The organism is Halococcus sediminicola, from assembly GCF_000755245.1.
Classification (GTDB): domain Archaea; phylum Halobacteriota; class Halobacteria; order Halobacteriales; family Halococcaceae; genus Halococcus; species Halococcus sediminicola.
Genome location: NZ_BBMP01000021.1, coordinates 40021 through 65399 on the forward strand (window position 1 = coordinate 40021; position 25379 = coordinate 65399).

Consider the following 25379-nt stretch of genomic DNA (forward strand, 5'->3'; position numbering starts at 1 on the left):
GGGGTCGCTTGTCGATTTCGGAGTTGGGAGGGTATTAAGTCGCTTCGGCGAGAATGCCACCACATGGCACACATCGACGTCGTGGCCGAGGACATCGCACTCGACGAACCGACGCTCGTCGAGGGGCTGCCGGGCGTCGGACTGGTGGGCAAGATCGTCGCCGACCACCTCGTCGATGCCTTCGACATGGATTACTACGCCGGCGTCCACTGCGATGGCGTCCCGGAAGTCGGCGTCTATCGCGGCGAACGCTCCGCCCTCAGACCGCCCGTCCGCCTCCACGCCGACGCCGAGCGCGATCTCCTCGTGCTCCAGAGCGACGTCCCGGTCTCACCGAACGAGGCGACCGGGTTCGCCGACTGCATCACCGGCTGGCTCGCCGACAACAACGTCACGCCGCTCTATCTCAGCGGCCTGCCCGACCAGTCCGACGAGGTGCCCGAAGTGTATGGCGTGTCGACCGGTGCTGGCAACGATCTCCTCGACGAGGCCGGCATCGTCCCACCCGCTGAGGGCGGTCTCGTGAGCGGCCCGACCGGCGCACTACTCTATCACGCCGAGCGAACGAACCTCACGAGCGTCGGTCTCATCGCCGAGACCAACCCACAGTTCCCCGACCCCGAGGCCGCCCGTGCGGTCCTCGAACACGGCATCGAACCGCTCACCGGCATCGGCATCGACACCTCCGATCTCGTCGAACAGGCCGAAGAGATCCAGGAGGCCCGCGAGCGCCTCGCCGAACGGATGCACCAGGCCGAAGACGAGAGTTCGCAGGCCGAACCGATGCGGATGTTCCAATAGTGCCTTTTTACTTCGTCGGGTGGCCTCCCTGTGGTCGGCCACCACTCTCTGCTCGCGGGCCGAAGGCCCGCTCGCACGGTACGAGGGACCGAAGATCCCTCGCTACTCGCAAAAAGCTACGCTAAAAACTCCCGCTCGCGCCTGCGGCGCTCGCGGTGAACCTCACTCACTCCGTTCGCGTGGACGCCTTCCGCAACCGCACAGTCCCACCTCAGCACCGCCGAAGCCCTCACTCGCTCACCCCGTTCGCTCGTTCGCCCTTCATCCACCAGGAACAGCCCCGCTACCGCACCGCAATCGCCGCCGGTCGGCGGCGTTTTCACGCCACATGTGCGAGGTTGAGTTATGGACACGCTGCGCGGACTCCTCGCGCGCAATCGCCGGGGCGAGGCAATCGTCCTCCACGACGCCACATCCGACCGCGAGTACGATGCCCGTCGACTCCTCACGAACGCCTGGAAGACGGGCAACTTCCTGCACCACTGCGGCGTCCGGGGCGGCCACACGGTCGCCGTCGTCGGGAAAACACCCGAGGCGCTCCTCGGCTTCCTCGGCGCGGCGTCGCTCGGAGCCATCACCCGCTTCGGCCCAGCCACCGCGACCGACGCCCGCGCAGTTATCGCACCGACCGGGAGCATCGAGGAGTTCGACCTCCCGCCGGGCGGCACGGCAATTGCCTACGGCGAACCCCCCGAGAGCGCCCACGTCGAACACTTCGAGCGCGACGTCTGGAGCGAGAACCCGACCCTCGCACCGGCACCGGTCGACCCCACCGATCCCATTCTCGCCGCCGATGGAGCGGAGTTCACGCATTCGGAAATGCTCAGTGCTGCCCAGGATGCCATCGAATCGGTCAGCATGAGAGAGGGCGAAACTATTGCCCTGCGCACATCGCTCTCTCGACCCGGGACCGTCGTGGCCGGTGTCGTCGCCCCGCTGCTCGTGAACGGAATCATCACGCTGCCGGATTCCGATACTGTGGCCGACATCGCGATCGCGAGCGGCGACGCGCCCGAGGCGCGTCTCGTGGACCCGGCAGCGATGCTCTGAAATTCCGCGAGCGCGATCCGAAAGAAAGCCATGTGAGGAGTCTGAGCATCGACCATGCCGGGAGCACGCATCGAGCAGGGCGAGCGGGTCACGCTGCGAACTGTCGAGCGCGCGGATAGCGAGTTCCTCCAGCGCGCCCACGCCGACCCGGAGATCCGCTACCCGCTCGGCACTGTGACGCACATGAACAGCAACCAGATGGACGACCACTTCGAGGAGTTCATCGAGGACGAGGGCAACGTCAGCTTCCTCGTCTGTCTCGGGAGTGCCGGTCCGGGCCATCCCGACGAAGGGGAGATCGAGGCGATCGGCGTCGTCAACGTGACACACGTCGATTGGGACCGACCCAGTCTGGCCTACTGGCTCGTACCGGACCACCACGGCGAGGGCTACGGGAAAGAAGCGGCCTCGCTCGTCGTCGAGTACGTCTTTCGCACCTTCGATGTCCACGGTATCGGCGCACACGCCTTCGACTACAACGCGGCCTCGCGCGGCTTGCTCGAATCGCTCGGATTCACCCAGGAAGGCCGTGCGCGCGAAGCGAGATTTATCGACGGCGAATACCGCGATGCGGTGCAGTACGGACTGTTGCGCCGCGAGTGGCGCGGGCGTGAGGAGAACGAGTGAGTCAGGAGGTGGCTTCGGCCGTGTCGCCGATCTTCATCCCCGAGAGCTTCTCGACGATGCTGTCGACCTTCCCGTCGAGGTCGTCGACGAACTCCTGGGTGCGGTCGGTCGTGATGGCTCCCTGGCTCGATGGTTCGATCAGGCTTTCCTCTTCGAGCACGCGCAGCGAGTAGCGCACCTTGTGATGGGGGTAGCCCGTCTCGTTCGACATCTTCACGATCCCGATCGGCTCGCTCTCGATGACCATCCGCAGCACCTGCAGATGGCGTTCCAGCATATCGACTTCCTTCTCCAATCGATCTATCATGGCATTTGTTAACTCGTGGGTGCGGGGTTTAAACGTTACTGCTCCGAGATAGCGGCCGCGCCTGCCGGTAGATCGAGTCCGACCGCTGTCGTGGTCGCAGCAGCACCGTTCGACTCCCGCTCCGCTCGGTTCGATGTGGGTGTGCGTGTCACATATACTTTCTGGCCTCGGGCGTCAGACGACAGAGAATACCAATTGATGGTGATAGATGTCGTTAGCGTGGGGCTGGCACATCGAAATCGGTTTACCCGGAAGGTCGGAAGCCCAGTATATGACTGTCACCATCGTCGGCGCACAGCTCGGCGACGAGGGCAAGGGCGGGATGGCCGACCGCTGGAGCGAATCAGCTGAGGTCGTCTGTCGGTACCAGGGCGGCGACAACGCCGGCCACACCGTCGTCCACGGCGGCGAGGAGTACAAACTCTCGCTGGTGCCGAGCGGGGCCATCCGCGGGAAAGTCAACGTACTGGGCAACGGCTGCGTCGTCAACCCGAAAACCCTTTTCGAGGAACTCGACGCGCTCGCCGACCGTGGCATCGATCCCGACGTCAGAGTCGCCCGCCGCGCGCACGTCATCTTTCCCTATCATCGCGTGCTCGACGGCATCGAGGAAGAGGTGAAGAGCGAGAGCGACTTCGACGTCGCCACCACCGGCCGCGGCATCGGCCCGACCTACGAGGACAAGGCCGGCCGGCGCGGCATCCGTATCGGCGACCTCCTGAACGAAGACGTGCTCCGCGAACGGCTCGAATACGTCGTCCCACAGAAACGCGCGCTCGCCGAGGAGGTCTTCGGCGTCGAAACGGGCGAGGCGTTCGACGTGGACGCGCTCTACGAGCAGTACTCGAAGTTCGGCGAGCGACTCGCGGCGGAGGACATGACCGTCGACGCCGGAACCTTCCTCGCCGATCGCATCGACGACGGCGAGGAGGTGCTCTTCGAGGGCGCACAGGGCACGATTTTGGACATCGACCACGGCAACTACCCCTACGTCACCTCCTCGAACCCCACCGCGAGCGGGGCGGCCGTCGGCACGGGACTCGGACCGGGAATCGTCGGCGACGGCGAGATCGTCGGCATCGCCAAGGCCTACCTCTCGCGGGTCGGTACGGGTCCCCTCCCCACCGAACTCGGTGGCGTGGTCGGCCAGACACCCGACTACGACGAGGACACCGAACGTGGCGACGAGGCGCTCGCCACGGAGCTCCGCGAGGCCGGCGGTGAATATGGAACTGTCACGGGCCGACCGCGACGCATCGGCTGGCTCGACCTGCCGATGCTCCGCCACGCGACGCGCGCAAACGGATTCACGGGACTCGTCGTCAATCACATCGACACGCTCGCTGGTCTCGACGAGGTTCGAGTGGGCCACTCCTACACGCTCGATGGCGAGGAACGATTCACTTTGCCGGCGACGACCGAGCGCTGGGCCGACTGCGAGGCGAACCTCGAACGGTTCGACGGCTGGGCCGACGCCGACTGGGACGCGATCGCCGACGAGGGCTACGACGCGCTTCCGGAGAACGCACGCACCTATCTGGATTACATCAGCGAGGAACTCGACGTCCCGATCTACGCCGTCGGCGTCGGACCGGGCCGTGAGCAGACGGTGGTGTGTGAGGACCCGTTCGCGTAGTCGACACCGCACAGCACCGCCGAAGCCCTCGGCCGTGGTTCGAGAGAGCTTCGCTCTCTCGTCATCACGAAAGGCGCGAAGCGCCTTTCGAATGACTTCACGGCCTCGCCCTTCATCCGCCAGGACCGCACAGTTCAGCAACCACACAACACCGCAGCCGCGGCCGCGCTGCGGCCGCTCCACACCGCCCGCGACCGCCCTGCCGCTGGGCGAGCGCCACGCTTTTATCACCGCCGGTCGTCGTTTTGCGCATGAATTGGGGCGAGCGACGATGAAGGAGTCACTGATGGACATCATCCGGTGTCCGATGGACAAGCAGGAACTCGAACTCGACGTCATCCAACGGACCGACGACGAGGTGCTCGAAGGCCGCCTCGTCTGTACGGAGTGTGGCGAGGAGTACCCCATCGAGGAGGGGATTCCGAACCTGCTCCCGCCGGACATGCGCGAGGACGCCCCGGCCTGAGCATGGCGGAATCCGTCTCCGGAACGCTCGCCGTCCACCTCAATCGTGCGGACCTCCACTCGGTCGAACTGCCCGACTCGTTCGCGAGTTCGGACTCATTCGTCGTCGAACTCGACAACCACGGCGAGGCGACCCACGTCCACCTCCGCCTCGACGACGCGCTCTCGGAGATCGCTGCGATCCCGACGAGCAACCACTACGTCCGCCCCGGCGCGACGGTGCGCGTCCCGGTACGAGTCCACGAGAGCGGTCCCGTGACGGGCGTTCTCACGGTCGCCACCGCCTACGGCAGCCAGTCAGAGGAGGTCGAGATCACCGTCGAGCCGACGGCGGGCAAACGCCGCGTCGACATCGACGAATCGCTCATCGAGCGCTCGGACGACAACGTCGGGTCGGGACGGACATCGACACAGCCGACGCGAACAACGGGGACGCCGGGCAGTCTCGATAGGTCCACGCTGCTCGGGGCCACGGCGCTGATCGTTCTGGTAGGCATCGCGCTGCTGTTCGTCGAGGGTGTCGCGCTCTACGTTGGCGCGCTCGCGGTGCTCGTCGGACTCGTCGTCGCCGGCTACCTCCTGCTCTACTGACTCTTCTCGCGTAGACTCTCGAACTCCCCCTCGGCCAGCCGTTTCGCCCGGAGATAGCGCGCCCGATACCGGTTCGCGCCGTCGCCGACGTCGGCCTCGCGGATCTCGTCGACACGTCCATCCGCGACCGCATCGACCAGTTCGCCCAACTGCGAGCGCTCGCTCGGCGTGAGTTCGAGTTCGTAGGTTCGGGTCTCTTCGCTTTCGAGGATGGCGAACTGTCTGGCGGCCGCGACGACGAGCGAGCACGGCTCTCGACACGGGAATTCGCCGTCCCCGCGAGGCACGTCGAGAGTCGTCTCACTGTCCTCGTCCCACTCGCGGCGCTTGAGACATTGTGAATCGACACAGCAGGTTTCGGCCAGCCGCTCGACGCCGTCGACGTCGAGGTCGTCGACCACGTCGTAGATTCCGGTCTGGCGCTCGGCGGTCTCGCGGAAGTGAGTGACGTCGAGGTCGCTCTGCCGCTCACGATACCAGTTGGCGACCGTCGCCGGGTAGAAAAATTCCACCGTTCGAACGAGGTCGCGTCCGTCGAGGTCGGGGAAGCGCCAGCCCTCTCGAAGGGTGGGCGCGGTCTTCAGCGGGCGATACTCACCAGTATCATCGAGCGTGGCGATGTCGCGTGCCTCGCGCGGGTCGTGATAGCTGTCGAGGTTCTCGACGTCGGCGTCGGCCGTATGACGGAGCTCGTAGCTGCGCTCGCCGTCGGTGCCGAGCGTCGCAGTGACGAGCAGCTGTCCCCACTCGCGCGTGAGCCCGTCGACGAGTGTCTCGTAGCGCTCGCGCACGCCGAGTTCGCTCGCGTGTTCGATCCACCGGAGAAACGCCCCGTTCGTCTCGCTCGTGTCGCGCCAGTAGTGCCAGTTCGAGACGAACCACGGGTTCTCGGTCGCGAGCGCGTCGAATTCGGTCTCGGTCAGGCTTTCGTGGTGCACCTCCGGTGTCGCAAAGGTGTAGCCAGCGTCGTCCCGCGACGCCGACAGTCCATCACAGGTCACGCCGTCGGCCGTGGCCTCGCGGAGCGCCCGTAGTTGAGAGTCGTTCATCAATCACCGGCCGCCGGCGTGGCGGTCCGTTTGCGGACGATGTCGAGCGCCTCGTCGACGTCCGCACCGGCGTCGGCGGCGCGTTCGAGCAACACGTCGGCCATGAGTGGTTCGGTCCCGACCGCGCCAGCGTACCAGATGCGGTGGCCTCCGACCTCGGTGGGGACCTCGTAGCCCTCGCGGTAGTCGTCGGTCAGCCCCATGTCCTCGGGGATGTCCTCCTGGGTGTGATAGCCGTCGGCGACGAACAGCGGCACGACGACGACGTCCTCGCTCTCGAAGTAGTCGGTCACGTCGTCAACTTCGGGTTCTTCGTCCATGAACAGCGCATTGACCTCGTCGAATCTGTTCATCTCGCGGACGCGCTCGGCGTGATACTCGATCGCCTTCGCGGAGTTCTCGTTGCGATTCGTGCCGTGGCCGACGACCGCGAGACCGAACCCCTCGCCCACGTCCGGGTCTTCGGTTACTGACTCGGCGCGCTGGACGATAACGTCGGACATTGCGGGATGGGTGCCGACCGGGCCGCAGTAGTGGACGGTCTTGTCGACGTCGGCGGCCGTGAGGGTGGCGGTGTCGGCGTCAGTCCCGTCGGAGTCCCACAGCGACACGTCCCAGTCTTCGAGACGGAGTTCACGCGGGATGACCTCCTCGGTGAAATAGCCCTCGCTCACGAACAGCGGCACGACGTACACCTCCTCGCTCTCGACGGTTCTGAGAACCTCCCGGAAGGAGGGCTCCTCCTTCCAGAACGCCTCGCGTACCTCGTCGAAGGCCCCCGCCGCGCGCACGGTGTCGGCGTGGGCGAACGTCGGGTCGTGCGAGCCGGGGTTCAGGTGCGAGCCGTGGGCGACGATGACCAGTGCCGGCATACCGAAACCGACGGGTGCAACCGGTTTAGTGGCTTCGCCTCCCCGCTCCCGCCACATTGAGATCGACGAACAGGGCGGTCGCGGCCGGCGCGCGGAAGTGCCGAAGGCACGACTCGCGCGAGGGATGAGCGAGTGAGTGAAGCGAACGAGCGAATCGGTTGGGGAGGTATGTGGGTGGTGGAGATGCGGTTGCGGCCTCTCATTTGCGCCAGGATTCACGGTCTCGGCGTGGGCAGGTTGTTCGTGATTTCGGTTCGCTGTTCTTTTCGTTGCCGGTCATTCATTCCGATGCATGACTCTCGCCGCCGACACCAGGAGCGCAGTGCGCCGAAATCCGTTCGTGTTCGAGGCGCTCCGGACGGGCGTGCTCAACTACACCGCTGCCGCACGATATCTCGACGTCGGCGATCTCGATCCGGTGGCCGCTGCGCTGCGGCGCTACGCCGACGAACTGCCCGATTACGAGTCCGATTCGCGCGACGCCCGCGTGACGATGCAGAGCGATCTCGGTGCGGTAGAGGTGGCCGAAATAGAAGACGAAAACGAGGCGCTGCTCGCGGTCGGCGGCCGTGCGCTCGTACCCGATGCGGGATCGCTGACGGGCGTGCTCGCCACTGGCGCGGTCGATGCCCGAGCGCTCGCGCACGTCCTCGATCGGCTGGCTATCGAGAGGACCGACGTGGCGGCTGCGGGCGTCGCTGGCGACACGCTCGTCGTCGCCGTGGGTCGGCGGGCGGGTCCCGACGCGGTACGAACCGTTGAGGACGCGCTCGACTCCGTGCCGACGACTCCGACGGATTGAAGCGCTGGCCCGCGTAGATGGGACGATGACGCTGCGCGTGGAGAACACCCTCACCGGCGAGCGCGAACCGTTCGAGCCACAGGACCCCGATTCCGTACTCCTCTATTACTGTGGCCTGACGGTCTCGGACCGCGCTCACCTCGGCCACGCGCGCACCTGGGTCCACGTCGACGTGATGCACCGCTGGCTCGAACATTTGGGGTACGACGTGCGCCACGTCGAGAATTTCACTGATATAAACGAGAAGATCGTCGCCCGGGTTGGAGAGAACGACCTCGGCGACTCCGAGAGCGCGGTCGCGCGCGGGTTCATCGAGAAGACGCTCGACGACATGCGTGCGCTCAATCTGAAGCGCGCGACGGTCTACCCGCGCGTCTCCGAGCACGTCCCCGAGATCGTCGCCCTCGTCGAGCGACTCGTGGAGGGTGGCCACGCCTACGAGTCGAACGGCTCCGTGTATTTCGACGTGGGAAGTTTCGAATCGTATGGCGAACTCTCGAACCAGCGTCTCGACGAGATCGAAGCGCAGGGCGACCCCGACGAGCGAAGCGAGAAGCGCCATCCGGCCGATTTCGCGCTCTGGAAGGCCGGCGGCGTCTCACCCGAAGCCGTCGCCGAGCATCGCCACGACGAGAGTGTCGAGCCATCGTCCGGTCAGACCTGGGAGTCGCCGTGGGGCGAGGGCCGGCCGGGTTGGCACATCGAGTGCTCGGCGATGAGCATGGCCCATCTCGACGAGACGATCGACATCCACGTCGGTGGGCGCGACCTCGTTTTTCCCCACCACGAGAACGAGCGCGCCCAGAGCGAGGCCGCGACGGGCGAGGAGTTCAGCAAATACTGGCTCCACGCCGACCTCTTCGCGATGGACGACGAGAAGATGAGTTCGAGCCTCGGCAACTTCATCACCGTCGACGAGGCGCTCGCCGACTACGGCCTGAACGCGATCCGCACATTCCTCCTCTCTGGCACCTACAACAGCACCCAGACCTACAGCGAATCGGCCATCGAGGAGGCCGTCGAACGCGCCGAACGGCTCGAACGCACTCACGAGCGGGCGGTCGCGGCGCTCGACGGGCCCGACAGCCGAACGAAAGCCACTGACGAGCGACTGCGCGAGGCCGTCGACGACACGCGCGAGGCGTTCACGACCGCGATGAACGACGACTTCAACACGAGGGGCGCGCTCGCGGCGCTGCTCGAACTCTCGACGGTCGTCAATTCGCGGCTCGACGCCGAGGAAAGACACGACTATCAGGGACTGAAGCGGGCGGTCGAGACGTTCGAGGAGCTCGGCGAGGGCGTACTCGGCCTGAGTTTCGGGGACGACACAACGGGCGAGGCCGGCGTGGCCGACGAACTGGTCGAACTCCTGCTCGACGTGCGCGAGTCGGCCCGTGAGGCGGGCGACTACGACCGTGCCGACGAGTTACGGGCCGAGTTGGAGGGACTCGGCGTCGAGATCCAGGACACCGACGACGGCCCGACCTACCGGCTGGAGGCTGGCCGATGAAATCCGGCGAGCATTTCCTGCTCAGCATCCCCGTCGTCGGATGGGTGCTCGCGCGCTCCGACGAGCGCTCGCCCCGCCGGCTGGCGGTGCTCGCAGCGTATGGAGTGGGACTTGGCGTGCTCATCGACCTCGATCACTTCGTGCTCGCACGACTGCGCGTCGGCGACTGGCACCATCTTGTCGACTGTCTCCGGAACCCAAAGCGCGTGTTCTTCGACCAGAAGAACCTCTTTGCGGGCACGGGCGGGATGGCCAGTCTGCGGATTCTAAGCCACGTCCTCCTCGGCGGCGTGCTGGTCGCACTCGCCCGACGAGTGAGCCGTCCGCTCGGAGCGCTCACCGGATCCGTCCTCTACACGCACGTGCTCGCGGACCTGCTGCGCGACAACGACGTCGTCTGATCAGTCGCCGAGCACGTCGATACAGGCCACGCGGTCGTCGTCGAGACGCATTATCGTCACGCCCATCGTGTTTCGGCCCACCGTCGAGATGTCACCGACGCGCGTGCGGATTATCTGGCCGCCCTCGCTCATCACCACGAGATCGTCGTCGGCAGTCGCGCTCTCGATGGCCGTCACGCGACCGTTTCGCTCGCCCGTCTTGATGTCTTTGAGACCTTTGCCGTAGCGTGACTGGGTTCGGTACTCGCTCATGGGCGTGCGCTTGCCGTAGCCGTTCTCGGTCACGGTGAGCAGGTCCGCACCATCGCGGGCGGCGACGACCCCCGCGACCGCGTCCTCGCTTTCGAGTTTGATGGCGTTCACACCACGAGCACTCCGGCCCATCTCCCGGGCTTCCTCCTTCGGGAAGCGAATCGCCATCCCCTGCTCGGTGCCGATGAGCAGGTCGCCGCCGTCGTCGGTGACCGTGACGTCGACGAGTTCGTCTCCCTCTTCGAGTCGGGTGGCGATCAGCCCACCGGAATGGATGTTGGCGAACGCACTCGCACAGGTACGTTTGACGTAGCCCTCGCGCGTGACCATCGTGAGACACTCCTCCTCGCAGAGGTCGTCGGTCGCCACGACTGCCGTAATGTTCTCGCCGTCGTCGAGGTTCACGAGATTCACCGCCGACTTCCCGCGGGCGGTCCGGCCCATCTCGGGCACCTCGTAGACCTTCAGGCGGTGGACGTAGCCCCGGTTGGTGAACGAGAGGAGATAGTCGTGGGTGTTCGCCCGGAAGACCGCCGAAACGCGGTCGCCATCCTTGAGTTTCGTCCCGATGATGCCCTTCCCGCCGCGGCCCTGCGGGTCGAAGTTCGCCGCGGGCATCCGCTTGATGTAGTCGTTTTCGGTCATCACGACGATCACCTCCTCGTCGGGGATGAGGTCCTCGCGCGTGACGGTGCCGTAGTCCTCGACGATGTTCGTGCGGCGGTCGTCTGCGTACTCGTCCTTGATCTCCTGGAGTTCCTCCTCGATGACCCGATTCAGTTCGGATTCGCTACCGAGGATGGTTTCGAGGCGCTCGATTTCGTCCTCGACGTTCCGATACTCGGCTTCGATCTCCTCGGCTTCGAGTGCCGTCAAACTCCCGAGTTGCATCCGCACGATGTGGTCGGCCTGCCGTTCGGAGAAGTCGTAGACTTCCCTGAGATCGCTCTTGGCCGCGTCACGGTCGTCGGCCTCGCGGATCAGTTCGACGACGTCCTCGGCGTTTTCGAGCGCCGTCAGCCGCCCGGAGAGGATATGGGCGCGCTCCTCGGCCTCGTCGAGGTCGTGCTGGGAGCGCCGACGGACGACCTCGCGGCGGTGGTCGAGGTAGTGCGAGAGCAGTTCTTTGAGGTCGAGCACCTGCGGTTCGCCGTCGACCAGCGCGAGGTTGATCACTCCGAAGGTCTTTTCGAGGCAGTGTTCGAGCAGCTGGTTCTCGACCACGTCGACGAGCGCGCCCTGCTTGAGTTCGATGACGATACGGATGCCGTCCCGATCGGACTCGTCGCGGAGGTCGCTCACGCCGTCGAGCGTGCCGTCGTTGACGAGGTCGGCGATGTGCTCGACGAGTTTGGCCTTGTTCTGCTGGTAGGGCAGTTCGCTGACGACGATGCGCTCGCGATTGCCCATCTCCTCGATCTCGTAGCTCGCGCGCATCCGAACCCGACCGCGACCGGTGGTATAGGCAGAATGAATGGCCTCGCGCCCGACGATTTCGGCTCCGGTCGGGAAATCCGGTCCCTTCACGTGTTCCATCAGGTCCCCCACTGCGCACTCGGGGTTCTCGATGAGGTGGATCGTGGCGTCGATGACCTCGCCCAGATTGTGCGGGGGCACGTTCGTACTCATCCCGACCGCGATGCCAGACGAACCGTTGACGAGCAGGTTCGGGAAGGCCGACGGGAGGACGTCGGGTTCGGTGAGGCGGTCGTCGTAGTTCGACGTGAAATCGACGGTGTCCTTCTCGATGTCCGAGAGCAGTTCCTCGGCGATGGGACTCATCCGGGCCTCGGTGTAACGCATCGCGGCGGGTGGGTCGCCGTCCACGGAGCCGAAATTGCCCTGTCCATCCACGAGCGGCGCGCGCATCGAGAAGTCCTGTGCCAGTCTGGCGAGCGCGTCGTAGATGGCCGAGTCGCCGTGGGGGTGGTAGTCGCCCATCGTGTCGCCAACCACCGAGGAGGATTTCCGGTGGCCCGCCCTGCTGGTGACGCCCTCCTCGTGCATGGCGTAGAGGATGCGCCGGTGGACGGGCTTGAGGCCGTCGCGGACGTCGGGCAGCGCGCGCCCGGCGATGACGCTCATCGCGTAGTCGATATACGACTGTTCCATCTCGTCTTCGATGCGGACCGAATCGACGTTCGCGGCCGCGTTCGGTCCGGGTTGAGGGGTGTCTGAACTCATGTATCAGTTGTAGTGGCTATCGAAACGGGGTTACAGCGCGGCGGCCGCGCTGTGGCGGTACGGTTGCGGGGCGGTACGGAGGCTGCTGTCCCTGGCGGATGAAGGGCGAGGCTCCGAGCGTAGCGAGGAGCCGAGGGCTTCGGCGGTGCTGTGTGGGACGGTACAGTCCTGGTGGACATGAAAAGGGCGAGCGACCGAAGGGAGCGAGGGCTTTCTCATATATCGACCCAGTCGGCGTCGGTCGCGTGGCTCTTGATGAACTCCCGACGGGGTTCGACGGCGTCGCCCATCAACACGGAGAACATCTTGTCCGCGGCGGCGGCGTCTTCGAGGGTGATCTGCTTCAGGATCCGGTTTTCGGGGTTCATCGTCGTCTCCCAGAGCTGGTCGGGGTTCATCTCGCCGAGTCCCTTGAACCGCTGGACCTGATCGGGCGTGCCGCCACACTGCTCTTCGACGATGCGGTCGCGTTCGGCCTCGGTCATCGCGTCGTAGGTCTCGCCGCCGTTACGGATGCGGTAGAGCGGTGGCTGGGCGGCGTACACGTATCCAGCCTCGATGAGCGGCGTGAGATGCCGATAGAGCAGCGTGAGATACAGCGTGCGGATGTGCGCGCCGTCCACGTCGGCGTCGGTCATGATGATGATCTTGTGGTATCTGGCCTCCTCGATGTCGAACTCCTCGCCGACGCCCGCGCCGATGGCGGTGATGAGATTTCGTATTTTCTCGTTTTCGAGGATGCGGTCGAGGCGGTGTTTCTCGACGTTGAGCACTTTGCCGAACAGGGGAAGGATTGCCTGAAACTCGCGGTCGCGGCCCTGTTTGGCACTCCCGCCCGCCGAGTCGCCCTCGACGATGAACAGTTCCGAGTCCTTCGGATCGCGGCTCTGGCAGTCGGCGAGTTTGCCGGGGAGGGCCGTCGATTCGAGCGCCGATTTCCGCCGGGTGAGCTCCTCGGCCTTCTTCGCGGCGCGGCGGGCTTTGGCGGCCTCGACGGCCTTGCCGATGACCGCCGTCGCGGTGTCGGGATGTTCCTCGAAGTAGGTGTTCAACTGCTCGTGGACGGCGCTCTCGACGATACCGCGTACCTCGCCGTTGCCGAGTTTGGTCTTGGTCTGGCCCTCGAACTGCGGGTCGGGGTGTTTGACCGAAATCACGGCCGTCAGCCCTTCGCGGATGTCGCTACCCTTCAGGTTCTCGTCGTCGAGCGGCTTCAGTAACCCATTTTCGCTCGCGTAGTCGTTGACGACCCGCGTCAGGGCGGTCTTGAAGCCGGTGAGGTGCGTGCCGCCCTCACGGGTGTTGATGTTGTTGGCGAAGGCGTGGATCGACCCCTGGAGTTCGTCGGTGGCCTGCATGGCCACCTCGACGCTGACCTCGCCGTCCTCGACTGCGGCGTCGTCGTCGAAGTAGATGACGTCCTCGTGGAGGGCGCTTTTCGACTCGTTGAGGTAGACGACGAACTCGCGGATGCCGCCGTCGTAGCGAAAGCGCTCGCGGCTGCCGTCGCGTTCGTCTTCGAGTTCGATCTCGACGCCCGAATTGAGGAAGGCCAACTCACGAAGGCGGTTGGCGAGCGTCGAGGTGGTGAACGCCGTGGTGGTGAAGACCTTCTCGTCGGGCCAGAACTGGAGGGTGGTTCCCGTTTCTTCGTCATCACGGAGGTCTCGAACCCGCTCGATGTCGCCCTCGGGTTCGCCGTGGTCGAACCGCTGGACCCACTTCGCCCCGTCGCGTTTGACGGTGACTTCGACCCACTTCGAGAGCGCGTTCACCACCGAGATGCCGACGCCGTGGAGCCCCCCCGAGACTTGGTAGGACTCCTTGTCGAACTTCCCGCCGGCGTGGAGGACGGTCATGATAACTTCGAGGGCGGACTTGCCGTCCTCGTGTTCGTCGACCGGGATCCCCCGGCCGTCGTCGGTCACGCTCACCGAGGGGTGCTCGCCGTCGTGAATCGTGACCGTAATCGAATCGCAGTGGCCGGCAAGCGCCTCGTCGATGGCGTTGTCGACGACCTCGTACACGAGATGGTGGAGACCACGAGCGTCCGTCGAGCCGATATACATCGCCGGGCGCTTCCGGACGGCCTGTAATCCTTCGAGAACTTGAATCTGTCCGGCTCCGTACTCGTCTTGGGGCATATAAGCTATCTATCGCTAGCGGTCCTGTCGGCATAAGTCTCCCGCACGCGCGCGTCAGACGGTGGCGAACTCGGCCGATTTCGCGGCAATCGCGGCCCGAATCCCGGGTCTTCGTTCCCCGCCACCGCGATATCGACTCCACTTCCACCCTACTACCGTATTCGTTTTAACCGTCGCTTGAATATCCCGGGTAATGCCATCCCTCCAATCGACGCTCGACGACGAGGGGGTCGCCGACGAGCTGGCGGCGGGCCAGCGGGCGATCTCCATCGCCGAGTTCTTCGAGAAGAACAAGCACATGCTCGGGTTCGACAGCGGGGCCCGGGGACTCGTTACTGCGGTGAAAGAGGCCGTCGACAACGCACTCGACGCGACCGAGGAAGCGGGCCATCTCCCCGACATCTACATCGAAATCGAGGAGGTGGGCGACTATTATCGGCTCGTCGTCGAGGACAACGGTCCCGGCATCACGAGCGAGGAACTCCCGAAGGTCTTCGGCAAACTCCTCTATGGCTCCCGATTCCACAAGCGCGAACAGGCCCGCGGCCAGCAGGGTATCGGCATCTCGGCGGCGGTGCTCTACTCACAGCTTACCAGTGGGAAGCCGGCCAAAATCACGAGCCGCACGCAGGGCGGTGAGGCGAAATACTTCGAGCTCATCATCGACACCGATTCGAACGAACCCGAGGTCTCCGTCGACGAGACGACCACGTGGGACCGTCCGCACGGTACCCGCATCGAGTTGGAGATGGAGGCGAACATGCGCGCACGCAGTCAACTCAGGGACTACGTGAAACACACGGCCGTGGTGAACCCCCACGCCCGCATCGAACTCCGCGAGCCGAACGGCGAGTTCAAGGCCGAGCGCGCGACCGACCAGCTCCCCGCCGAGACCGAGGAGATCAGACCCCACCCTCACGGCGTCGAACTCGGGACCTTACTGAAGATGCTCGACGGGACCGATTCGTACAGCATCTCGGGATTCCTCCAAGGGGAGTTCACCCGCGTCGGCAAGACGACGGCGGCCAACGTCGGCGAGGCGTTCACCGACCGCCACTACGGCCGCGAGATGGCGTGGCGAACGCCGACCGACACGAACGCGCTCGAAGAGGCCGTCGCGGAGGCGGTGGTGAACAAAGGGAAGGAGCCGACCGACGAGTTCGCACGCCGGGTCGCCGACGCCATCGTCGAGCACGACCGGCTGGCCCACCACGAACTCGCCACACTCGTCGAGCGCGCCGCCGGGGCGACGACCGACGAGATGGGAACGACGTTCGGCGACACCGTACAGGAGAAAGCCGTCGCGGCGGCGTGGGAAATCGTCCGAGAGGACCGAACGGCCGACCTCTACGGACTGGCCGACGAGGCGACGAGCACGCGCAAGGACAGCGGAGTCATCGAGTCGTTCGCCGAGCGGCTGGCGGCGAAGTTCGAGGGCGGGCGCGATCGGCTACGTCGGGAGACGCTCGAAGAATACGTGAAACGGGCCGCCGAGATGACCGTCGAGCGCGAGGAGGTCTCCTTCGGCGAGACCGCCCGCGAGAACGTCACGGAAGCCCTGTGGGACACCGCCCGCCCGGTTCCCGACGACCCGCCGAACGTCACCGCCGTCGCCGCTGACCGCGACACCGCGAGCGCGCTGTTGGATGCGATGCGCGAGACCGACATCATCGCGCCACCGACCGATTGTCTCTCGCCGATCACCGCGGATCTCGTGCGCTCGGGGCTCGAAAAGGAGTTCGACGCCGATTTCTACGCCTCCGCCACGCGGGACGCCGGCGTCCACGGCGGCGACCCGTTCATCGTCGAGGCCGGCATCGCCTACGGCGGCGACCTGCCCGCGGAGGGCGGCGTCGAACTGCTCCGCTTTGCCAACCGCGTTCCGCTCGTCTATCAGCGCGGGGCGTGTGCCACGACGGACGTCCTGAAGGGCATCGGCTGGCGGAACTATGGACTCGACCAACCCGGCGGATCGGGCATGCCGAACGGGCCGGCAGTGATCATGATCCACGTCGCCTCAACCAACGTCCCCTTCACGAGCGAGTCGAAGGACGCCATCGCCAACGTGCCCGCGATCGAAGACGAGATCGAACTCGCGGTGCGGGAAGCGGCCCGCGAACTGAAGAGCTACCTGAAAAAGCGCCGCTCGATGCAACAGCGCCAGGAAAAACAGGACGTACTGGGCACGATCCTCCCCGAGATGGCCGACAAACTCGCCGACGTGACCGAGCGCGAGGAGTTGCAGATCGACGACTCGCTCGCGCGCATCATGAACAACGTCCTCGTCGAGCGCCACGTCGACGATCACCGTGTGAAACTCGTCGTCGAAAACCACTCGGGAACCAACGAATCGCCCGAACTGACCGAGATCGTCTCGGCCGAACCCACGAGCGTCTCCGACGGCGCGCGCATCGTCGAGATGGACGGCGAGTGGTTCATCAAGTGGTCGCCGGAAGTCGGAAGCGATAGCGAGACGGTCCTAGAGTACGAACTCGCCGACGAGAGCGAGTTCGACCTCGACGTGGCGGGCATCGCAAGCGAGAAACTCACCGTGAACGCCTGATACTACCATGAGCACCGACACACCCGACATCGACGCCTCGGCGCGCGAGCGACTCATCGACCTCGCGGCCGACTTCTACGACCAGTTCGCGGGCGGCGAGATCCCCGCGATGGAACTGCCAACACGAACGAAATCGAACATCGAATACGACGAGAACAGTGACGTGTGGGTCTACGGCGACCGCACGAGCACGCGCAGCGCGAACTCCGTCCGCGGGGCGCGCAAGCTCCTGAAGGCCATCTACACCATCGACTTCCTCGCCGACCAGCTCGATGCCGACCGCTCGTCGACCCTGCGTGAGTTGTATTATCTCTCCGAGAGCTGGGACAACGAGGAGGCCCAGTTTTCCGACCAGGACGAATCGAACCAGCTCATCGAGGATCTCGAAATCGTCTCGGAGGTGACCCGCGAGGACCTCCACATGCGCCCGGAGGAGTCGGGCGCGACGCTGATGGGGCCGCTCCACCTCCGCGAGCAGACCAGACGTGGCGAGCGCGAGATCCACTGTCAAAAAGACGTCGGCGAGGGTGGGTATCAGATCCCGAACAACCCCGACACCATCGAGTTCCTCGACCACGACGCCGAGTTCATCCTCTGCGTCGAGACCGGTGGCATGCGCGATCGGCTCGTCGAGAACGGCTTCGACGACGACTACGGCACCATCGTCGTCCACCTCAAGGGCCAGCCCGCCCGTGCGACCCGGCGGATCACCAAACGCCTCCACGACGAGCTTGATCTCCCAGTAGTGGTCTTCACTGACGGCGACCCGTGGTCGTATCGGATCTACGGTTCGGTGGCGTATGGCTCCATCAAATCGGCGCACCTCTCGGATTACCTCGCCACGCCCGAGGCGCAGTTCATCGGGATTCAACCCACGGACATCGTCGAGTACGACCTGCCGACCGACCCGCTCGCGGATTCGGACATCAACGCCCTCGAAAGCGAACTCACCGACCCGCGCTTCCAGACGGAGTACTGGCGCGAGCAGATCGAACTCCAGCTCGACATCGGGAAGAAGGCCGAACAGCAGGCGCTCGCCTCGCGCGGGCTGGACTTCGTGACCGACACCTACCTGCCCGAGCGGCTGACCGAGATGGGCGTGCTGTAGCCGAAAGCGGTATCGTCGGTTCGTCAGTCGCCGCTTCGACCGCGATCTGTACCGTATTTTGTTTACGCGCCACGGAGATACGGCCACTCGCTGCCGTCAGCCGCGAAGTTAAAGGCGCTCGCTCGCACACGGCGAGGCATGTCAGGCTCGGATCTCGCGGCGCGGGTCGAGGACGTGCTCACCGTCGACGCCGGGGACTTTCACGCCCGCGCCGAGGAGGAAGCCGAGGTGATAAAGCGCGAACTCGACGCCGGCACCTTCGACAACCCACAGGCCATCATCGGCCTCGAATACGAGTTCTACGGGGTGGACCGCGAATCGAGCGCGCTGGCACGGGTACCGCGCCGCCTGCTCGAGTTCATCGGCTTCGAGAAGGAACTCGGCCTGCACAACGCCGAGATGTGCACGAGTCCACAGCCGCTCAATTCCCATGGTCTCGCCGCTCAGGAGGCCGAAGTGAGCGCTCGTCTCCGTACTGCCCTCGACTGCGTGGCATCCTCGGACCTCCGGCTGGTCAGCGACGGCATGTGGACCATTCCCCCGGAGGGCGAGCCGGCCCGCGAGTACCTCACCGGCTCGATCACCGACCGCGAGGTGCGCATCGCTTCGAACATGAGCGACTCGGTCAGGTATCACGCGATGGCCAACACCGCCGGCGCGGATGCGGTCGGCATGAACGTCGGCGCGCCGCACGTCTCGCTGTCGGCGGACACGGTGATGCCCGAGAGCCTCATCACCTCGATCCAGCCCCACTATCAGGTGGCCCACGCCGCGGATCTGCCCGAGTACTTCACCTACGCGCTCCGGATTGCGGGACCGCTGCTCGCGCTGGGGGTCAACTCGCCCTTTTTCCCGCCGGACCTCTACGACGATGCCTCTCCCGAGGAAATCCTCGCCGATGGGTGGATGAGCCACCGCATCCACGTCTTCGAGGCCATCCTGAATCCCGACGGTGGGATGGGCAAGGTCAGGTTCCCCCACGACCTCGATTCGACGGAACAGGCCGTCGACCGTATCGCGGCCGACGACACCATCGTCCCGATGCCGATCGAGGAGACCAGTCGCTTCGACGACGCCTTCGCCACGTTCAGAGTGAAACACGGGACCTACTGGCGCTGGGTCAGACCGGTCTTCGAGGGGGCGAGCAAATCGGCGGCGAACGCCCGCATCGAGTTCCGTCCGATCGGAGGCCAGCCCACGGTGCGAGACACCATCGCCTTTCAGGCGGCGTTCGCCGGCCTGATGGAGAGTCTGACCCGCCGCGAGCACCCGGTGGCGAGCCTCGACTGGCAGGACGCCCACGAGAACTTCTACGCGGCGATGCACGACGGTCTCGCCGCCGACCTCGTCTGGGTCACGAACGACGGCCGCGAGACCCACTCCTACGACGAGATCTATTCGGATATCTTCGCCCACGCGAAGGACGGTCTCGAATCGCGTGGCTTCTCCGAGAGCGAGGCCGCGAAGTACCTCTGGCCGCTGCGCCAGCGCGCCCGCCGGAAGGTGACGCCCGCGCGCTGGAAGCGCCACGAGGTGCGAGAACGCCTCGACGACGGCGCGGCGTTCGCCGAGGCCGTCTACGGCATGCAACGGGCCTACATCGACCGCCAGTCCGAAACCTTCATCGGTGACCACAGTTTCGCCGACTGGCTCGCCGATTGACTGCCGTACGAGCACGCGCGGGCCGGACGCGGCGGCTATCGGACGACCGTCACCGGGACCGGCGAGCGCCGGACGACGGTCTCGGCGACGCTTCCGAGAACGACCCGCGAGACGCCGTCGCGGCCGTGGCTGCCCATGACGATGCTATCGATATCGCTCTCCTCGGCGACGGCGACGATGGCGCGAGCGGGCCGGCCGACGGTCGTCTCGGTCTCGATTTCGTGGTCGCCGACGCGCTCGCGGGCGCGCTCGAAGAGGTCCTCGGCGCGGCGCTCGGCGGCCGCGTACCACTCCTCGCCGTAACCCACGTCGGCGACCTGCGCGCCGGTTCCGGCTCCCACGGGGTTGATGACGTGCAACAGCGTGAGCACTGCCTCGGGGTGTTCGGCCGTAGCGTGGTCGAGCGCGTTCCAGGCCTGCTCGGAGCCGTCGACAGGGACGAGCAGCCGTTTCGCCATGCGATGTGATACCACGAGAGAGTGGTTAAGTGCTCCGCCCATTCCGTGAACACCGAGGTTTTGGTCGCCGGACGGTTAGAGGGACCATGCTCCTGATTCGTGGGCACGCCGGCGGAACAGCACTCACCGGCACGCTCTACGAGCGCGGGGAAGAGGCCCCATCTTTCAGCGGCGCGCCCGACGAGGACGCACCGTACGTCTGGGTCTGCGATGCTTTCTACGAGGTCGAATCGGGTGGCCAGCGCCAGCAGATCGACGATGCGACCGTGAACGTCGCCTTCGAGTCACCCGTCGCCCACGGCTTCGAGACGCGCGAGCAGGCCATCGAAGGCGCGAAAGAACACCTCCGCACGCAGTTCGCCCGTGTCGGCGTCGCCGAATCGGACGTCGAAATCGGGATGCAGAAGGCCGATTCGGCGGCCGAGTGACCGGCGAGTGCGAAGGGTAGTTACGCACCGCTTTCGAAAACTGCCCATGCAGGCGGCACTCGTCGTGCTCGACGGCTGGGGACTGGGCGACCACGACCGATTAGATGCAGTTCGCGCGGCCGACACACCGACGATGGACGACCTCACCGAACGCGGCGCGAGCGGCACCCTCGACACCTCGGGGCGGGCAGTTGGGCTTCCGGAGGGCCAGATGGGCAACAGCGAGGTCGGCCACCTCACCATCGGCGCAGGGAGGATTATCGACCAGAGCTACACCCGCATCACGCGGGCGGTCGAAGCCGGCGACCTCGCCGAGAACGAAGCCATCGAATCGGCGTTCACCCACGCCGCGGCGAACGACGGGCGCGTCCACTTCATGGGACTGGTGAGCGACGGTGGCGTCCACGCCGACCAGCGCCACCTCTACGCGCTCATCGAGGCCGCGGCTGACCGAGGAATCGAGGCGGTCACGCACGCCTTCACCGACGGGCGGGACACACCCCCCAAAAGCGCCGTCGAGTATCTCACCGACCTCGAAGGCGTCGTCGAACGCTGCGGCACCGGCGGCGTGGCCACCGTTTCGGGGCGCTACTACGCGATGGACCGGGACGAGAACTGGGAGCGCACGAAACGTGCCTACGACGCCATCATCGAGTGCGACGCCGAGCACACCGCCGCGACGGCCGTCGAAGCCGTCGAGCAGTCCTACGAGCGCGGCGACACCGACGAGTTCGTCGCACCGACGCTGGTCGAGGGTGGGGCGCAATCCGCCTCGGAGAGCGACCAGCAGGGCCGTGAGTCGGGCGGTCCCGCACTCGCGGATGGCGACAGCGTCCTCTTCTTCAATTTCCGCGCCGACCGCGCGCGCCAACTCGTTCGCATGCTGACGGACACACGACCCGAGTGGGAATTCGAGACGTCCCCACCCGAGACCGAGTTGGCCACGATGACCGAGTACGACGAAACCTTCGAGTTCCCCGTCGCCTTTGCTCCCCACGAACCCGCAGACACCCTCGGTGAGGTGCTCGCGGCACATGGAAAGACGCAGCTTCGCATCGCCGAATCAGAGAAGTACCCCCACGTGACTTACTTCCTGAACGGTGGGCGAGAAGTAGAGTTCGACGGCGAGCACAGAGAAATCATCGCCAGTCCCGACGTGCCGACCTACGACCACCAGCCCGAGATGAGTGCCGCGGAGGTGACGGACACGGCCATCTCGGTGATCGAATCCGAAGACCCGGACGTGCTGGTGCTCAACTACGCGAACGCGGACATGGTAGGCCACACGGGCGATTTCGCGGCGGCCGTCGCCGCGGTCGAAGCCGTCGATACCCAGCTGGCAAGGCTGATCGACGCCTGTCGTGGGGCGGGCGGCGACGTGCTCGTGACCGCAGACCACGGCAACGCCGACGACATGGGGACTGAAGCGGACCCCGACACGACCCACACCACGAATCCGGTTCCGGTCGTCTATCTCACGGCCGACGGTGACGACGGCGGCAAACGGATTCGAACCGGTGGCGAACTGTCGGACCTCGCGCCGACCGTCCTCGAACGCTGTGGTATCGGGGTCCCCGACGCGATGACCGGCCGCTCGCTGCTGGAGTAGTCAGCGCGCGTCGTGAACGACCTCGCCATCGACGACCGTCATCGCCACGTCGATGCCGGCGATATCGGAAGTATCCCACGGCGAACTATCGAGCACGACGAAATCCGCCTTCTTTCCGGGTTCGACCGTTCCCAGCCGATCTTCGTCGAATCCAGCATACGCTGCGCCCGACGTGTACGCACGGAGCGCCTCGGTCACGGTGAGTCGCTGGCGTTCCACCGGAGCGTTGACCGCTTCGTCGATTCCGAAAAGTGGGTCGAGCGGCATGCAGTCGCTACCGAAGGCGATCCGGACCCCCGCATCGAGTAGCTCTCGGAAGGGGTTCGACCGCTTTCGGCGCTCGGTCCCCAAACGAGCGTCGTAGAGACCATCGTCGTGTGCCCACCGGAGGAAGTTCGGCTGGACCGACGCCACGACGTTTATGCTGGCGAGGCGCTCGATCGCTTCCGCCGATGGGAGTTCGGCGTGTTCGATGCGGTGGCGTGCGTCCGGGTCGATGTCGGCATAGGCGTCGAGCACTTCGTCGATGGCCGCGTCGCCGATGGCGTGGGTGGTCATCTGGAGGTCGGCGTCGTCGACGCGCGCGGCGATATCGTGGAGTTCGGCGGGCGGGACGACCCATTGGCCCGTTCCGTCGCCGTCGGCGTACGGGTCGCCGAGTTTCGCCGTGCGACCGCCGAAACTCCCGTCGGTGAACGTTTTGATTCCACCCGTGCGGACGAACTCGCTGCCGTGATTGGTCGCCAGTCCAGTTTCGACCACCGCATCGAGGTGGTCGGCCCAGTAGTTGATGCGCACGCGCAGCGCGAGGTCGCCATCCAAATCGAGGTCACGATAGACCCGCGGCGCGTGTGACTGTCGAACCATATCGTGCACACCAGTGACGCCGAGTTCGTGAGCGCGCTCTTGGGCGGCGAGTAGCAACTCGCGCGTCTCGGCCCGGTCGGGGGCGATGGCCGACCGAACCGGTTCGAGCGCGTCCTCGACGATCACACCCGTGGGGTCGCCGTTCTCCTGTCGGACGTCCCCGTCCGGCATCCGCTCGGTGAATCGGTCGAGAACTGCACTACTGACGCCGGCGGTGTGCATGTCCTCGCGGAACGCCACGACCGGCCGGTCGGTGCTCACACCGTCCAGATCTGCACGGGTGAGATAGCGCGAGTCGTCCCACTCGCTCTCGTCGTAGCCGTAGCCCAGCACCCACTCGCGGTCGGTCTCGTCCGCGCGGGCTGTGAGCCGCGAAACGGCTTCGGCGGGCGAATCAGTTCCTGAAAGGTCGGCGTGGACGAGGCGCTTGCCGACTTCGGCCATATGCGTGTGGGCGTCGATGAACCCCGGCAGGACGACGCGACCAGCGAGGCCGATTGTGGTGGTGTCGACACCATCCAGAAAGTCGATCTCGTAGGCCGAGTCCACCCGGACGACCTCGCCGTCGCGCACTGCGAGCGCGTCGACCGTCCCGTCGGGATCTCCGAGCGTGTGGATTTCGGCGTTCGTGAGCACGAGGTCGGCAGACTCGGTCATGCCTTCGCAAGGCACGGCCGGCGCGAAAACGCTTCGGGATAGCGGAACTGGTTAGGACCCACCAATCGAGAGGGAGGTATGACCGACGCCACGGACCTCGCCGCGCGCGTCCGCGAGGGCGACATCGCGCTTCACGAACTGGAAGCCCACACGGATGCCGACACCGCCGCCGCCGCACGCCGACGGGTCATCGAATCCGAAACCGACGCGCGACTCGATACCGTAGGGGACTACGGCATTGACGCCGCCGACGCCGAGCCGAACATCGAGAACATGCTCGGTACTGTGCAGATTCCGCTGGGCGTCGCCGGCCCGCTCCCGGTGACCGGCGAGCGCGAGGAGAGGAAAGAATACCTGCCGCTCGCGACCACCGAGGGCGCGCTCGTCGCCAGCGTGAATCGCGGCTGTGCGGTGATTCGGGCGGCCGACGGTGCGAACGCCCGCGTCACGAAACGAGCGATGACGCGCGCACCGGTCTTCCGAGTAAGTGACATCGTCGAGGCTCAAGCGGTCGTCGAGTGGGTCCGGGATAGCCACGAGGCGCTCGCCGCGGCCGCCGAAGCGACGACGAGCCACGGCGAACTCGTCGAAATCACCCCCTACGCGGTTGGCGATTCGGTCTTTCTCAGGTTCGGCTACGACACGAAGGATGCGATGGGGATGAACATGGCGACCATCGCCACCGGCGAGGCCTGCGAGGTGGTCGAGCGTGAGACGCCGGCCGAACTCGTCGCGCTCTCGGGCAACCTCTGTACGGACAAGAAACCGGCCGCCATCAACGCCGTCGAGGGCCGGGGCAGGAGCGTCACCGCCGACGTGCGGATTCCGAACGAAGTCGTGGAAGAACGACTGCACGCCACGCCCGAAGCGATCGCCGAGATCAACACGCGCAAGAACCTCGTCGGGTCGGCCAAAGCCGGGAGTCTCGGGTTCAACGCACAGGCCGCGAACATCGTCGCCGCCGCGTTCTTGGCGACCGGACAGGACGCCGCACAGGTCGTCGAGGGGGCCAATGCCATCACCACAGTCGAGGCCCGCGATGACGAACTCTACGCGAGCGTCTCGTTGGCCAGTCTGGAGGTCGGAACAGTAGGGGGAGGGACGAAACTCCCGACCCAGTCGGAAGCGCTCTCGGTGCTCGGCCTGCGCGGCGGCGGCGACCCGCCGGGTACGAACGCCGACCGCCTCGCCGAAATCATCGCTGCGGGAGCACTCGCCGGCGAGCTGTCCCTCCTGGGGGCGCTCGCCTCGCGGCACCTGTCGAGCGCGCACGAAGCACTCGGGCGATAGGGCGGGTCGCTACCGGTGCCGACATAAACCACGAGCGAGAAAC

The 25379-nt window shown here is 65.7% G+C and carries 22 protein-coding genes; 15 read left to right on the forward strand and 7 right to left on the reverse strand.

Annotation, left to right across the window (positions count from 1 at the left end; genetic code table 11):
* The first annotated feature begins 63 nt into the window (after positions 1–63).
* The 3 genes from ACP97_RS08520 (at position 64) to ACP97_RS08530 (ending at position 2478) form a co-directional block, all read left to right on the forward strand.
* On the forward strand, positions 64–801 hold the full coding sequence (locus ACP97_RS08520) for a proteasome assembly chaperone family protein (RefSeq protein WP_049997413.1): 738 nt from the start codon (positions 64–66) through the stop codon (positions 799–801).
* Positions 802–1146: 345 nt separating this feature from the next.
* Positions 1147–1851: an acyl-CoA synthetase family protein gene (locus ACP97_RS08525; RefSeq protein WP_049997414.1), complete on the forward strand. Its 705-nt coding sequence runs from the start codon at positions 1147–1149 to the stop codon at positions 1849–1851.
* Positions 1852–1905: 54 nt separating this feature from the next.
* Positions 1906–2478 (forward strand): GNAT family N-acetyltransferase, encoded by a 573-nt coding sequence (locus ACP97_RS08530; RefSeq protein ID WP_049997415.1) that lies wholly within the window; start codon positions 1906–1908, stop codon positions 2476–2478.
* 1 nt (position 2479) lies between these two features.
* On the opposite strand, the gene ACP97_RS08535 is transcribed toward ACP97_RS08530, so the two are convergent.
* Entirely contained in the window at positions 2480–2785 is a 306-nt protein-coding gene (locus ACP97_RS08535) for a hypothetical protein (RefSeq protein WP_049997416.1), read from the reverse strand.
* A 271-nt stretch (positions 2786–3056) separates the two neighbouring features.
* Here ACP97_RS08535 and ACP97_RS08540 point away from each other — a divergent pair, with 271 nt between their 5' ends.
* The 3 genes from ACP97_RS08540 to ACP97_RS08550 all read left to right on the forward strand — a co-directional run bounded on the left by ACP97_RS08540 (position 3057) and on the right by ACP97_RS08550 (position 5477).
* Positions 3057–4421: an adenylosuccinate synthase gene (locus ACP97_RS08540; protein WP_049997417.1), complete on the forward strand. Its 1365-nt coding sequence runs from the start codon at positions 3057–3059 to the stop codon at positions 4419–4421.
* 271 nt (positions 4422–4692) lie between these two features.
* Positions 4693–4887, forward strand: a complete 195-nt coding sequence (locus tag ACP97_RS08545; RefSeq protein WP_202593587.1) for a methytransferase partner Trm112 — start codon at positions 4693–4695, stop codon at positions 4885–4887.
* Between the two features lie 2 nt (positions 4888–4889).
* On the forward strand, positions 4890–5477 hold the full coding sequence (locus ACP97_RS08550) for a DUF7524 family protein (protein WP_049997418.1): 588 nt from the start codon (positions 4890–4892) through the stop codon (positions 5475–5477).
* On the opposite strand, the gene ACP97_RS08555 is transcribed toward ACP97_RS08550, so the two are convergent.
* Positions 5471–6526 carry a DR2241 family protein gene (locus ACP97_RS08555; protein ID WP_049997419.1) on the reverse strand — a complete coding sequence of 352 codons (1056 nt, stop codon included), beginning with the start codon at positions 6524–6526 and terminating at the stop codon, positions 5471–5473. The two genes, ACP97_RS08550 and ACP97_RS08555, sit on opposite strands and share 7 nt — an antisense overlap.
* Positions 6526–7398 carry a CbiX/SirB N-terminal domain-containing protein gene (locus ACP97_RS08560; RefSeq protein ID WP_049997527.1) on the reverse strand — a complete coding sequence of 291 codons (873 nt, stop codon included), beginning with the start codon at positions 7396–7398 and terminating at the stop codon, positions 6526–6528. Before ACP97_RS08560 ends, ACP97_RS08555 begins: the two co-directional genes overlap by 1 nt.
* A 292-nt stretch (positions 7399–7690) precedes the next feature.
* Here ACP97_RS08560 and ACP97_RS08565 point away from each other — a divergent pair, with 292 nt between their 5' ends.
* Genes ACP97_RS08565 through ACP97_RS08575 form a run of 3 tightly spaced genes read left to right on the forward strand, consistent with a single transcriptional unit; the run spans position 7691 to position 10114 of the window.
* Positions 7691–8200: a DUF7523 family protein gene (locus ACP97_RS08565; protein WP_049997420.1), complete on the forward strand. Its 510-nt coding sequence runs from the start codon at positions 7691–7693 to the stop codon at positions 8198–8200.
* Between the two features lie 25 nt (positions 8201–8225).
* Positions 8226–9713 (forward strand): cysteine--tRNA ligase, encoded by a 1488-nt coding sequence (gene cysS / locus ACP97_RS08570; protein WP_049997421.1) that lies wholly within the window; start codon positions 8226–8228, stop codon positions 9711–9713.
* Positions 9710–10114 carry a hypothetical protein gene (locus ACP97_RS08575; protein ID WP_049997422.1) on the forward strand — a complete coding sequence of 135 codons (405 nt, stop codon included), beginning with the start codon at positions 9710–9712 and terminating at the stop codon, positions 10112–10114. The genes cysS and ACP97_RS08575 overlap by 4 nt, the downstream gene beginning before the upstream one ends.
* Here ACP97_RS08575 and gyrA read toward each other — a convergent pair whose 3' ends face one another.
* Positions 10115–12550, reverse strand: a complete 2436-nt coding sequence (gene gyrA / locus ACP97_RS08580) for a DNA gyrase subunit A (RefSeq protein ID WP_049997423.1) — start codon at positions 12548–12550, stop codon at positions 10115–10117.
* A 215-nt stretch (positions 12551–12765) separates the two neighbouring features.
* On the reverse strand, positions 12766–14694 hold the full coding sequence (gene gyrB / locus ACP97_RS08585; RefSeq protein WP_049997424.1) for a DNA topoisomerase (ATP-hydrolyzing) subunit B: 1929 nt from the start codon (positions 14692–14694) through the stop codon (positions 12766–12768).
* A gap of 193 nt (positions 14695–14887) precedes the next feature.
* Between gyrB and ACP97_RS08590 the strand changes: the two genes are divergently transcribed.
* The 3 genes from ACP97_RS08590 (at position 14888) to ACP97_RS08600 (ending at position 20027) form a co-directional block, all read left to right on the forward strand.
* The gene (locus ACP97_RS08590; RefSeq protein WP_049997425.1) at positions 14888–17257 is read left to right on the forward strand and encodes a DNA topoisomerase VI subunit B; all 2370 of its coding nucleotides are present in this window, start codon (positions 14888–14890) and stop codon (positions 17255–17257) included.
* Between the two features lie 7 nt (positions 17258–17264).
* Positions 17265–18365 (forward strand): DNA topoisomerase IV subunit A, encoded by a 1101-nt coding sequence (locus tag ACP97_RS08595; RefSeq protein WP_049997426.1) that lies wholly within the window; start codon positions 17265–17267, stop codon positions 18363–18365.
* Positions 18366–18503: 138 nt separating this feature from the next.
* Positions 18504–20027 (forward strand): glutamate--cysteine ligase family protein, encoded by a 1524-nt coding sequence (locus ACP97_RS08600; RefSeq protein WP_049997427.1) that lies wholly within the window; start codon positions 18504–18506, stop codon positions 20025–20027.
* Between the two features lie 35 nt (positions 20028–20062).
* On the opposite strand, the gene ACP97_RS08605 is transcribed toward ACP97_RS08600, so the two are convergent.
* The gene (locus ACP97_RS08605) at positions 20063–20485 is read right to left on the reverse strand and encodes a universal stress protein (RefSeq protein WP_049997428.1); all 423 of its coding nucleotides are present in this window, start codon (positions 20483–20485) and stop codon (positions 20063–20065) included.
* Positions 20486–20571: 86 nt separating this feature from the next.
* Here ACP97_RS08605 and ACP97_RS08610 point away from each other — a divergent pair, with 86 nt between their 5' ends.
* Positions 20572–20913 carry a DUF7113 family protein gene (locus tag ACP97_RS08610; RefSeq protein ID WP_049997429.1) on the forward strand — a complete coding sequence of 114 codons (342 nt, stop codon included), beginning with the start codon at positions 20572–20574 and terminating at the stop codon, positions 20911–20913.
* Between the two features lie 46 nt (positions 20914–20959).
* Positions 20960–22522 (forward strand): 2,3-bisphosphoglycerate-independent phosphoglycerate mutase, encoded by a 1563-nt coding sequence (gpmI, locus tag ACP97_RS08615; RefSeq protein WP_049997430.1) that lies wholly within the window; start codon positions 20960–20962, stop codon positions 22520–22522.
* Here the strand turns inward: gpmI and ACP97_RS08620 are convergent, their stop codons facing one another.
* A complete protein-coding gene (locus tag ACP97_RS08620) occupies positions 22523–24046 on the reverse strand; it encodes an amidohydrolase (RefSeq protein WP_049997431.1) in 1524 nt (507 codons plus the stop codon).
* 78 nt (positions 24047–24124) lie between these two features.
* On the opposite strand from ACP97_RS08620, the gene hmgA reads away from it, so the two are divergent.
* Positions 24125–25336, forward strand: coding sequence for a hydroxymethylglutaryl-CoA reductase (NADPH) (hmgA, locus tag ACP97_RS08625; protein WP_049997432.1), 1212 nt, complete (start codon positions 24125–24127; stop codon positions 25334–25336).
* Positions 25337–25379: the final 43 nt, after the last annotated feature.